Source organism: Methanobrevibacter filiformis (assembly GCF_001639265.1).
Classification (GTDB): Archaea; Methanobacteriota; Methanobacteria; order Methanobacteriales; family Methanobacteriaceae; genus Methanacia; species Methanacia filiformis.
Map to the genome: position 1 here is coordinate 1 of NZ_LWMT01000267.1, position 13,524 is coordinate 13,524.

Here is a 13,524-nt window from a genome sequence, read left to right on the forward strand (position 1 = left end):
AATAGATATTCAATGAAAAACATAGACAACAAATAAAAAAAACTACAAAAAATAATTTACAATCTAACCACAACTAAGAAAATTCACTGTCATCCATCAACTGAAAAATTAATTATTGCACAGCCAAATTAATAAAAACATTTTAAGGTACTGATACTGGAAAAATAGAAAATTTTTTCAAAATCTTTTTAATTCAATTAAATCAAATTTAATACCCTGTGAAATTGTGTTTAATTGCATTTTATGACTCAATTTTTGTTCAAACTTTTTTTAAAAGTTTGAAATGTTTGTTTCATTTTATTGTAATTAACATTTAATTCATAGAGGTTTGTGGACTATCTTCATGCCAATTATTAGATATAATGTTACCTATTTTTAAAAAAGATTCATAGTTATCTTCCATCACACAGTGAATAAGATGTAAATTTGTTTTATTAGCTAATTTAGGGTATAAATATTTACCATATTTGTTGCAGAATTCTTTTATAAGCTCAAATATTTCTTTCTTTTCTTTTTCTGTGAAAAATTTAAAGGACCTAACATAAATTATCATATCATGATTCACAAAAAAATCAAAAGTGTATGGTTTTCTGTATTCTGGCAGATAATCCCAAACCATATCAATAGAATTTAATCTTTCTTTAAAATTTTCAATATTGCATGAGGTGGATATTGATGAATAATCTCCTCTAACATTCCAAATATATACTATTTGATCTAAAATTCCTATTCTTTTAGTTTTTGCATATATTTTTGTAGTGAATAATTTATCCTCATATAAACCATTTTTAAATAATATATTGTTCTCTAGTAAATAATCTTTTCTATAAAGCTTATTTGTAGTTAAAACGTCTTTATACAAATTTAATCTTGATTTAATATTATCAACATACTTTTTATTGTATATTGCAGGAAACCATAAATCTTTATCATTTGTCTCTATATTATGCCTTTCTGTTATTCCAGATACCACATTTAATTTCTTTTCTTCAGCAAATTTTACCAAAGCATTTAATGAATTTTTAGTTATTTTATCATCTGAATCTAAGAAAAATAGATATTTTCCAGCTGCCTTTTTTATACCATAATTTCTAGTTAATCCTGGTCCTGAATGTTTTTTATAATAATATTTAATTTTAAAGCTGTTGAATCCACTAACAATATCTTTTACTGTGTTTTTGGACCCATCATCTACTACAATAATTTCAATATCTTTCAGTTTTTGTCTTAAAACTGAGCCTATTGCATCTTTAATAAATGCCGTGGAATTATAACAAGGTATTATGACTGAAACTAAAGGTTTTTTCCCTTGTATTTTATATATACTACTTTTTAATTTTTTGGTGAACTTTGGGAGTTTTTTACTTAAATAATTAATTGTTCTTCGCCTTTTTTTAAGATAAATTTTTGCAGTTTTGTCTTTTGCTTTTAAGTTAGTTTTTTTAGCTTTAGATGTTATTATATTATCTTTTGACTTTATTCCATCTTCATTTTCGATTTGTGAGAATAGATTGTTCCATTCTTTAAATATTTTTTCATTATCAAATTTTTCTAGTTGTTTTTCAATGTTTTCTTGTTTGATTTCATTTATTTTTTTCATTTTTTCAATAAATTCTGAATAAATATATGGTTTTACAAAGAACCCTGTTTTATTATCCTCAACAGCATCTGAAACTGAAGTAAATGAGTTAAATAATATCACGGATCTACCATAAGAATAAGTTTCTAATATAACTAATGGAAAACCCTCAGTTTTAGATACTAAAATTAAAGCACGATTATTCTCAAATATTTTTTCTTTATCTTCTTCATATCCTCTTAAGAAAAGAATATTTTCAAGATCATTATATTTTATTTCCTTTTTTATTTTGTCTAATAATTCTCCTGTGCCATATATATTAATTTTAAAGTCTAAATTTTGTTTTTTAATTTCTTTTCCAATGTCAATTAAAGCCATTAGATTTTTATCCTTTGATAATCTTCCAATATATGCAAAATTAGGTTTAGAAGTTTGTTTTAAAGGAGTATAATCTAATTCAATTGAATTATTTATACTTGTTAATTTTTTTTGAATATCCGTATTTAAATGAGGTTTTAACAAATCTTCCTGTTTTTTAGATAATACTATTAATTTTTTGTAGTTATGAAGTTTGTAGTTATTTAAAGACTCTAAATGCCATGTATACATGTTCTTATCTATAACATCTTTAACATCCCCATGAAACATCAATATTGAATTCTTATCTTCCAAAAATTTTTGAAAATGTAATTGTGCACTAAATTGCATCGTGATAATATAACCATTAGTATTTCGCAAAATTATTTTACATGTATTGGGAGCTGATTGAGAAGATAGTGTAAAATCTACATATTCTGATTCGAACACTTTAATGAAGTTTTTATCATTGGAAAATTCTTTAATAGCTATTACAAAAATTTTTGAATTATATTTATCCTTATAATATTTTGCCATGTTTGTTATAAAGGAATGGACCCCTCCAATTTGATTCAATTCATTAACTAAGAATATAATCTCTTTAAATCTCCGTGGACTATTATCAAAATCTAAAGATTTGACTATTTTTTCTGTAGAATTTCCATTTTCATATGGATAAAAAAATTCTCTCATTTTAAAGTTATCACTTTCAAGTTCAGTGCCCATTAATTCATACAATTCTTTTTCTCTTTGAACTATTTGTTTTTTTGGTAAAAAATCTTTAAAATCAAAATACGTTCCCCTGTTTTCAAAATATTCCTTTTTATCATGTTGAAAAAGAATTATAGGTTTATTTATAATGGAATAATCTAATATTAGTGAAGAATAATCACTAATTAACATATCTGAAATTAACATTAAATCAGAAATTTCAGAATAATTAGTACAATCCACTATTTTATAATTAAAACTATTTTGATCTAACCAGGAAAGATAGTGTAATTTAACAATTAAAATAAACTCATCAGGATTAGGTAAAGATTCAATTAATTTTATTGGATCAAAAGGCAATGAAACTTTTCCTTCTTCACGATATGTAGGTGCATATAGTATAATTTTCTTATCTAAAGGAATTCCTAAACTATCTTTTATTTTTAATATTTCTTCTTCACTTGCAAATAGTTTATCTATTTTAGCAGACCCTAATTCTCTAATCTCTCCAGAATATAACATTGAGTTTCTTAAAAAAGTTTCAGTATAATAAGGGGATGTTGAAATCATCATATCATAAGCTTTCCCATATCTAATCCCACCACTCAATGATTTTTCATCAAAATCTATAAACATTTTTTTGTAAGGTACTCCATGCCAAATTGACACCCATTTAGTTTTTGAAGATTTTTTAAAATTGTAATTTAGAGATCCAGCATCTATAACATAATCAGAAGTATATTTTAAATACGCTCCATAACTTGTTTTGTTTTTTACTAAATTATACCCATCTTTTTTAATGATCACAGAATCTAATTCATTTATTAAAACATTTATTTCAAATTTATACTTATATATAGATATATATGCTTTAATATCATCCAATGCTCTTTTATTGTATGCACTTGGAACTAATAATATTTTTTTAAGTTCTAACACTGTTTAATCACCATCTGACCAGAAAATTGATAAATATATATAAATATATTGTAATAATAACTAAAATATACTAAACTCGCACTAATTCGCTATTTTATATAAGATTATAAGATTATAAGATATGAAGATTTACATATACAAAATGTAAATGTTAGCTATGTTACTTTTTCTATATAATTTATACTTAAATATATTTCTGTTATTTTTGAGTATAAAATCAATAAAATTTTTGAATATGTATTTTAATGATTCTCCACATACCCTAGTAGCTATATGTTCTTAATATTCTACTTTTAAGCATAATGCTCTCCTTTTTAATAGCTAAATCCCAATATTTATTATAAATTTCCATATTTTACTATCATGATTATTAATCATTTTTTCCTTTTTCCAGTACACATGATGTATCAAGTAATAATTGTTTTATATGATTCAATTTTTTCAAGCATTAATGTTCATATGATTCTATTAGATATGGAATTTCAAATTCATATTCATTATAATTTAATGGATTTCATTTGTAATGATTATTTTTTTAATGATATATTCGAGTTACTGCTTAAAATTTACACTCATAATTTATTTTCTTTTTAAAATGATTTTTAATATATATTCAATGATATTCCTATTTAAAATTTTTTAAAAAGGAAAATAAACATAAGACTCTTGTAAATTTTCAAAAATAGGAAAATTATTATTAATATATACTCTTCATTGGCTTGATAAAAAACTCTCCGTATGTTCTGAAATTATACTTCTCTATTAAAATGCTTAAATAGCTTTATTTTAAGAAGTATTTAGTTTAAATCCTTAAAAATTAATTAAATACATTTTTAATGAATTATATAGCCTCATACATTATTTAATTAATACATTCTATAAAAATAATATAAATCAAGACTTAAAATAGCTTTTAATTTCTTTAAATGTTGAAAAACCCTTAAATTCAGGGTTTTTAGCTATTTTAACTAATTCTTCTAAATCAACATATTTTTCAACTGTGTTCATAGCACTAATTCCAAAATCTTCTAGGCTTATTTCAACTTCTGGAGTTGAACCACGCTCTTCCATTTTAATTTTAGGAATAGCTATTATATTATCAATATTTGTTTTATTTTTAATGTGTGACAGCATATTATTGAAAATATCCATATCATAAACTTTATTGAGTATTATTCCACTAACTTCTATTCCTATTTTATCTAAAATCTTGAAGTGGCCAATAACATCAACAGCAGAGGATTCTATTCCTGATTTATTTACACTTGAAACTAAAGTAATAGGTATATTTGAAGATTTAGCTATTTCTGCTCCAGAGTAAGGGACAATATCCTTTAATAAACCTATTAAGATGCTCATAGCACCTTCAATTAATACAAAATCATAGTTAGATTTTTTGAATTTTTCAATTACTTTAGCTATTTCCATCCATCCGAGATTTCCTATTTTAATAGATCCATAGTCTTCCATAAGTCCTTTTGTAAGGTATAGTCCTGGAACGGTGTCTCTAATATCTGGTCCAATTTTTAAAATAGCTACATTTAATCCTAATTTCCTTAAATTTCCAGCTATTCCTGTTGTTATAAATGTTTTTCCAGAATCAGACCCTGTACTTCCAATCATAAGTGTTAAAGGACCTTTACCTAGATTTTCCTTATTTTTATTTCTTATATATTTAACAATAGGATGATTAATGCTATTTGAATTATTTAAAATATTAATATTGGACTCAATAGCTATTTCTTTATTAATATTATCTAAAAATTCTTTATTTCTATTTTTAATATTAATAATATCATTATCACTTGCTCCAATATATTCAAGGAAATTATTCACAATTTTAGGGTTATTATCAAATATTCCATGAATCATTGTTCCAATAACATTTCCATCATCATTTCTTACACCTGAAACACTATATTCATCAATATTTTTATAATTAACTCTTTTTAATTTAGAATAAATAATTTCTGTTTCATTATTTTCAATTTTACCATAGGTATGACAATGAAAACCATGGATTCCATCTTTAATATCTTTAGTTAAGATAGAATCATTTACAGCAACTCCTTCTACCCTATCATTACTTATAAGTGGTGAAAAATTAACATCAAGTAATCCAAGACCATTTTTAAGTATTGGTTGTGGTGATTTTCGTCCAACATCTGTCCAATTACCTAACACTTGAAAACCAGAGCATATTCCAACAATAAGTCCTCCATTAATAGCTATTTTTTTTATTTCATCTGCTAACTCATCACTAACAGATTGTGATTCAATTATACTTCCACCTGGAATTATCAAAGCATCTAGTTCCTTGTGGGCTTTTTTACCATTTACAAGTCCATTGGATTTTACAATATTTGTTGGTAAGTTTCCAAAAGTTTCAAATCCTGGAAGTGAACCTTTAATATATGTCATACCTATTTTCATGTTTATTCCTTTTTTAATAGCATTAAATTAATTAATTATTTATTAAATACAAATTATTTATTAAATATAATAAATACTAATTAGAATAATTAAATTAATAAGTAGATTAATATTAAAACTTATTATATATAAATTTGAACACCCTTTTTAAAAAATAAATTAAAGGAAATTAAAGGTGATTTTAAAATGTTTCTTTTCAAAAGACGTACAAGTACCCTACTTATAATGTTTGGAACTGTGCTTGCTTTCTATTCATTTATTTTATTTGGAGACCCTGTCTTTGCAATAATACTATTTGTATTGCTTTTAATATTTTTAATTATTCCTGCACGGGAAATTTATTTAGAAGGAACAGGTACAAGGCTACAGAGATTACTTTTGTTTTTAATATTAATATTAATCTGTTTAATAAAACCTTTTTATGATGCTAGTTTGTACACGACGGGCTTCATTTATTGGGATTATTTTTGGCTATATAATTGGTTTATACATAACTTCCTATTTAATTTCACTATTTCAGTTGTTTTAATCCTATTTTTAAATGCAACTTCAGAAATTTCACATGATACAAAATTATACAATTCTAAACTCACAGGATTTTTTGGATTTTTTAATAAGATAAATAACAGTATTATAGATAATTTAGACTCAGAATATTTTAATATAAATAGAAACACAGAAAAAAGAACTAATAAATTTATTAATAAGTTAAAAGGTAGTTATAGTCCAATAATAAGCAAATATTCATCTCTTAATCTATTTTTAGTAATTTGTGTTGTGTTTTCTTTAATTATCATTCTTAATTCAGGAATATCTGTGAATTATTTCATATCAATATTATTAATATTAATATCTCTATTAGTTATAATCTTAATAGTTTCAGCTATTTTATATACTGATAATACTGAAAAATAGAATGGGCAATAATAGACAACAGTTTTTATAGATAAACCAATAATAAAAAGTTATTATTGTATAACTTTTTTACACAGTAAAATGCTTCCATTTTAATTCTTTTTGAAATTCATCTCCACTGATATGCTTAAGATCATCCCTATATTTCTTACAATCATATTTTTGTGAGCTTGAGAACAATTATTATTCTTTGGTGTATATGAGAGTGATAATTAAATAAGTATTAATTAGAAATATTCAACAAATATATAAACAATTAAAAACAAAATTATATAACAAACATTATTAATGGGGTAAAAAGAACATGCAAAAATTACCTACTGGAACACAATCATTTTCAGTTTTAAGAGAAAATAACTACTTATATGTTGATAAAACAAAATATATTCTAGAATTAACTGATTATGGACGGATTAATTTTCTCGCGCGACCAAGGCGTTTTGGAAAGTCATTGCTAGTTAGTACTCTAAAAGAGTTATTTGAAGGGAATAAAAAGCTTTTTGAAGGACTATACATTTATGATAAATGGAATTGGGAAGAAAACTACCCTGTAATACATATAGATTTATCTGGAGAAGATTATGCTACTGTGAATGAATTAGAAGATACTATAGATGATAGAATTCAGAGAATAGCTAGAAATTTTCAAATAGAAATACATAGTAAAAGATTAAGTGAGAAATTCACAGATTTAATAACTGGAGTATACAGTAAAACAAATAAAAATGTGGTTGTTTTAGTGGACGAATATGACAAACCAGTTATATCTAATCTCAAAAACAAAGATTTAGATAAAATTCAGTCTAAACTAGGAAGTTTCTATGAAGTTTTGAAGACGAATGATCAGTATATTAAATTTATATTTTTAACTGGTGTATCAAAGTTCACTAAGGTGTCTGTCTTTTCGAAATTAAATAGTGTGGATGATTTAACTCTTATTGATAAGTTTAACTCAATATGTGGGTATACTCAGGAAGAATTAGAGGATAATTTTTCTGATTACATAAGAAAGCTATCTAATATATTTAATATTTCGAACTGCGAGACTATAGCTAAAATTAAAACTTTTTATAATGGTTATAGTTGGAATGGTAGGGAAAGAGTTTATAATCCATATTCCACATTATTATGTTTTAAGAATGGTGAGTTTTCTAAAAACTGGTTTAGCACAGGAACACCTAATGTATTGGTAGATTATCCCTTAAACAGATATGATCTTAAATCTATTGCAGAACCAAATATAATTACAGATAATGAGCTTAAAAACCCAACTACTTCAAATATAAAGGATGAAGTATTATTATTTCAAACAGGATATCTTACAATAAACAATATTGAAACAAAAGAAGATGAAAAGTTTTATGATTTAAGAATCCCAAATTATGAGGTGAAATCGGCTTTATTTGAAAATCTAATAAGTCAATACTCTAAAATACCCTTGTATGATGTTCTAGATTATGCAAAAAAACTTTTAAAATATACAATTGAAGCTAATTGCATGAAAATAAAAGAAACATTGGGAGACTACTTATCACCAATACCTAGTGATTTAAGAGGAAATGACGAAAGATATTATCATGTACTAGTCTTCATGTTATTATACACTGCAAAATTACATGTGCATAGTGAAGTCCATAGCTATAAAGGAAATGCGGATCTTATAATAGAAGAAGATGATTATGTAATAATAATTGAGTTTAAACAAAGCAGCAAAAGCTCAATTAATTACATGATAAATGAAGCATTAAATCAAATAGAAACACAAGAATATGGGAGACAATACAAAAATAAAAATATAATTAAAGGAGCTATTGTATTTAAGGATAGTGAAATAGGATGTAAATTAATTAAAGAATAAAAAATAATATAAAAAATAATATAAAGAATAATATAAAGAATAATTTTAATTTTTCATAATTGCTAGTCTTTATAATTCTCAAAATTTAGAGAAATCTTTGATTTCTCGTTTTAAAAGTTTGAGTTATAATTTCTCAACAGCATCCATTGCTTCTATGATTTTATAATCATCCTGAGGTTTAGCTTGGATCTGTAATCCTACAGGTATCCCATTGTGTTGACCTGCTTTTATACTTCCTGCAGGGATTCCTGCTAGGTTTGCTATTACTGTTAATACATCGTAAGCGTACATTTCCATTGGTTCAAGTTTTTCACCAATTTTATGAGGTAATTTTGGAACTGTTGGACCTACAATAAGATCAACATCTTTTAATAGCTTATTAATTTCAGTTCTAATAAGTGAACGTGCTTGTAATGCTTTTTTATAGTATTTTCCACTGAATTCTTGTTGGGATATGTAGGAGCCCATTTTAATTCTTCTTAAAACTTCATCTCCGCATGCTTCTTCAATTTTATAACCATATTTTCGACCATCATACTTTCTTGTACTTGAAAAGAACTCAACATAGTTTATTAAGTAGTAAGTTGGAAGACAGATGTCAATATAGTCAAAACTCACTTCAACAAGTTCTGCACCATTATCTGTTAATTTATCGATTTGTTTATCAATTATATTGTTAATATTATCATCAGTTACTTCTCTAAATTGTTTACAAATAGCTATTTTTTTACCTTTAATCTTATCTTCTGGAGTGTTTTCAAGGGCTTTTGTAAAGTCTGGAGACTTCCACTTTAAACTTGTACAGTCTAATGGATCATTAGCTATTAAAGTGTTAAGTGAAATAGCTATTCCTGAAATATCATTTGAAAGTGGCCCTATTTGGTCTAGACTCATAGATAAATCAAGTAAACCTTGTCTTGAAACAGCACCGTAAGTTGGTTTGAATCCTATTACTCCGCAGTGTGATGCTGGATTTCTTATTGAACCTCCTGTGTCTGATCCAAGTGCAATATCACACATTCCACTAGCTATTGCAGCTGCACTCCCTCCACTTGATCCTCCAGGAACATGACCTGGTGCTGCAGGATTATCAGTTGTACCAAAGTAAGATGTTTCTGTTGAGCTTCCTGCTGCAAACTCATCCATATTAGTTATTCCAATGATTATTCCATCTTCTTTTTTAATATTTTCTATAACTGCTGCATCATAGCTACCAATATAGTTTTCAAGGGTTTTTGATGCTGCAGATATTGTAAAATCACTTACATTAATATTTGCTTTAATTCCAAAAACAAGTCCAGCTAAACTACCTACTTTTTCTCCACTAGCTATTTTAGAATCGATATTTTGAGCTTGAGATAATGCTTCTTCACCTTTAACCTCTAAAAATCCATTAATACTATTATTTTTTTTATCAATAATATTTATGAATTTTTCTACATTATCCCTTGCTTTAATCTCTTGATTTTTAATTAATTGTGATTTTTCTATAATGCTCATTAAAACACCCTATTTAATGTTAATCCTGTAAATTTTTGATTATAATGATTATTTTATTGTTAACTATTTTTAATTAATTTTTAGCTATATTTTTTAATTATTTTTATCTTTAATTACTTTATTAATTGGAAACAAACTTTTGAAAACGAGAAATCAAAGATTTCTCTAAATTTCCTTCGGAAATAAAAGTTTGAACAAAAGCTATTCCAAAATTTAAGCATTTTAAACATGAAGAATGCTTTTATTAATTGTAAATATGAATAATCTTTATAATAATCTTTATAATAATCTTTATAAAAATTTATAATAATACAAATATATTTTTTTAAACTTAAATATATTACTTATTTATTTGTTCCTTTTTAAATAGCTATTTTTTATTTTATAATGATTTAAAATACATATTAATAAATTAAGAGATAATATGAATTGGATAATTAATATTTCCATTTATCTAAAGTTTAAACTTAAAAATACATATTTTAACATATTTTAACTTAATAAATCCTTTATTTATTTTTATTTATTAAAACTATCTATAATACACTATAATACACATGTTTTTCTATAACATATAATTATAAGTATATTGAAAAACAGAATATTTATTATTTAAAATGAAGGTTATTTTCATGAAAAACAATTTACAAAAGCTGCCTCTTGGCATTTCCTCTTTTGAAGATATAAGAACTAATAGCTATCTTTATGTTGATAAAACCAAGGATATTTTTAACATTGTTAGTTCTGGAAAAATATATTTTCTGTCTCGCCCTAGAAGGTTTGGTAAATCATTACTTATTAATACTTTAAAAAATCTCTTTTTAAGTAATAAATATTTATTTAAAGGATTATATGTTTATGATAAATGGAATTGGGGTGAATCTTACCCAGTAATACATTTAGATATAAGTGATCTTTCAAGTGAAACTAATGAATTATTAAAATTAACTCTTGCAGATACTATCAATAATATTGCTCGAGAGTATAATATAAGTTTAAATGAACATTTACCTGTAGATTACAATTTTTCAGTCTTAATAAGGGAAATATATAAAACTACAAATAAAAAAGTTGTAGTTTTAATAGATGAGTATGATGTGCCTATTTTAGATAATATTGGTGATGAAAAAATAGTTAATGATATTCGCAAGACTCTTCAGAGTTTTTATAATGCTTTAAAATCTAGTGATGATTATATAAGATTTATTTTTATTACAGGTATTAGTAAATTTGCTCACACATCAATTTTTTCTAAATTAAACAATCCAACTGATATTACTTTATCAAAAGAGTATTCAACAATTTGTGGTATAAGTCATAATGAATTAGAAGAATATTTACATGATTATATTGAGAATTTAGCGAATAAAAAGGAAATGACCTATAGTGAATGTTTAGATGAAATTAATCGTTGGTATGATGGTTATTCCTGGGATGGCGAAAATAGAGTTTTTAATCCTTACTCTACTTTATCATCACTTTCAAAGACTAATGAAGAATTTTCTGATTTTTGGTTTGGAACTGGAACACCAAATTTTTTAGTTAAAATGTTAAAAAGTGAAAAAATTAATATTAATTATTTTAAACCAATAAATATTACTAAATCAGAATTAGAGCAATATAATCCATTATCTGTTAAAATTACTCCTGTACTGTTTCAATCTGGTTATTTAACTATTAAAAAGAAATACACTGATAAAAATAATAGAATATATTACACTTTAGGAATTCCTAATTTTGAAGTTGAAACAGGTTTTAAGGATAATCTTATAGATTTATATGAGGAAAAAGTTGAAAATATGTTTAAAAAATCCCAAGAACTTATTTGGGATGATATTATTAATAGTAATTGCGAGAAACTATCTAAAAAATTAAGAATTTTTATTGCGGAAATACCTTATTATCTTAGATTAAGTAAAGATAATAAAGAGAAATGGAAATTTTACTCTATGGTATTTTCGACTTGGGCAAGAGTAATGGATTTTGAAATTATAGAAGAAAAAACAATAGAAGATGGAAGAATAGACTTTGTTCTTAACAATATTGAGAAAGAACAAGTAATCATTGTTGAAATGAAGTATACAGAAGACCAAAATAAAACACTTGATACTTTAATTAAAGAAGCATTTAAACAAATTAACAGGAAAAAATACTGGTTTGCATATGGTGGTAGTGTGAAACTCATGGCTCTAGCATTAAAAGACATATATATTGATGATGGTTTTATAACAGATGTTAAATGTAAAATAAAAGAAGTAAATGGGGAAAGTCTTTAATTTATAAATTTTTTTATTGTCTTACATATTCTTGAATTGTTATTAATTAATTATTATTACATTTTCTGACATTATTAAGTATTATTTATTACATATTTTATAATTATTAATACATATCTTAACTAATTCTTTTTGTAATAATAATGTGTAAAATATAAGAATATTATTTATTAAATCATAGTAGTATTTTAGGTAGGATTAATTATCTTATATATTCATTAAAATAAACTGAAATTATCTAAAATTTACTAAATTAAAGGAACTATATTCCTAATATAGATAAATAAAAGTTTTCTATTTAAAATAAGTTTTCCATGCTGGAAGTTTTTTCATTTGATTTTCTACAATTTTAGAAGCATCTTCTTTGTTTAAATTTTGAGATTTAATAATAAAATTAGTTAACTTTTCTTTTATTTCATCAAATGATTGGATAGATCCATCTTCTTTTGCACAATGGATGCAATAATCCAAATCTTCATTATTTTTAGGATAATCTGAAAGCTTCTTCATAGGCATACCACAAGCAATGCATGTTTTCATAATAATTCTCCTTATATTTTTAATTATATTTTTCAATAAGTTTCATTTTATATTTAAATATATCAATATATCAATATTCATCAATATTCCAATTTTAGAAAGATTTATATAGAATAATATGTCATAAAATAACTATGTCCAAAAATGGATATATCTAAAATTGAATATATACGGAATTGAATATATTCTAAATAATACATATTCAAATTCAAGTAATATTCTAAATTACTCATTTAATATTATTTAAAATATTAGTAATTTATCTATCAATTATTTTTTTAATGTTTAGAAGGCTGTGCAACAATTCAAAAATCTAAGTTTTTAAATTTTGTTAATTAACTTAAAATTATATTTATAGAATTATAATAAATAATATTATAAAAATAAACGTGAATATTTAATAAAATTCTATTTTA

Annotated in this window: 7 protein-coding genes; 3 read left to right on the forward strand and 4 right to left on the reverse strand. The window is 24.2% G+C overall.

Translation table 11 applies throughout. The features are described 5' to 3' along the window. Positions 1 to 313: 313 nt before the first annotated feature. Together MBFIL_RS10325 and MBFIL_RS08635 are read right to left on the reverse strand one after the other, a co-directional pair. On the reverse strand, positions 314 to 3,586 hold the full coding sequence (locus tag MBFIL_RS10325; RefSeq protein ID WP_084266364.1) for a CDP-glycerol glycerophosphotransferase family protein: 3,273 nt from the start codon (positions 3,584 to 3,586) through the stop codon (positions 314 to 316). An 894-nt stretch (positions 3,587 to 4,480) separates the two neighbouring features. Continuing rightward, entirely contained in the window at positions 4,481 to 6,019 is a 1,539-nt protein-coding gene (locus tag MBFIL_RS08635; RefSeq protein ID WP_066973593.1) for a nucleotide-binding protein, read from the reverse strand. Positions 6,020 to 6,205: 186 nt separating this feature from the next. Between MBFIL_RS08635 and MBFIL_RS08640 the strand changes: the two genes are divergently transcribed. Then, positions 6,206 to 6,934 (forward strand): hypothetical protein, encoded by a 729-nt coding sequence (locus MBFIL_RS08640; RefSeq protein ID WP_066973595.1) that lies wholly within the window; start codon positions 6,206 to 6,208, stop codon positions 6,932 to 6,934. Between the two features lie 304 nt (positions 6,935 to 7,238). Then, positions 7,239 to 8,792, forward strand: coding sequence for an ATP-binding protein (locus tag MBFIL_RS08645; protein ID WP_066973597.1), 1,554 nt, complete (start codon positions 7,239 to 7,241; stop codon positions 8,790 to 8,792). 123 nt (positions 8,793 to 8,915) lie between these two features. On the opposite strand, the gene gatA is transcribed toward MBFIL_RS08645, so the two are convergent. Further along, positions 8,916 to 10,292 (reverse strand): Asp-tRNA(Asn)/Glu-tRNA(Gln) amidotransferase subunit GatA, encoded by a 1,377-nt coding sequence (gene gatA, locus MBFIL_RS08650; protein WP_066973600.1) that lies wholly within the window; start codon positions 10,290 to 10,292, stop codon positions 8,916 to 8,918. 632 nt (positions 10,293 to 10,924) lie between these two features. Between gatA and MBFIL_RS08655 the strand changes: the two genes are divergently transcribed. Next, positions 10,925 to 12,568 carry an ATP-binding protein gene (locus tag MBFIL_RS08655; RefSeq protein WP_066973602.1) on the forward strand — a complete coding sequence of 548 codons (1,644 nt, stop codon included), beginning with the start codon at positions 10,925 to 10,927 and terminating at the stop codon, positions 12,566 to 12,568. A 294-nt stretch (positions 12,569 to 12,862) separates the two neighbouring features. Here MBFIL_RS08655 and MBFIL_RS08660 read toward each other — a convergent pair whose 3' ends face one another. After that, positions 12,863 to 13,108 (reverse strand): zinc ribbon domain-containing protein, encoded by a 246-nt coding sequence (locus tag MBFIL_RS08660; protein ID WP_066973605.1) that lies wholly within the window; start codon positions 13,106 to 13,108, stop codon positions 12,863 to 12,865. Between the last annotated feature and the right edge of the window lie 416 nt (positions 13,109 to 13,524).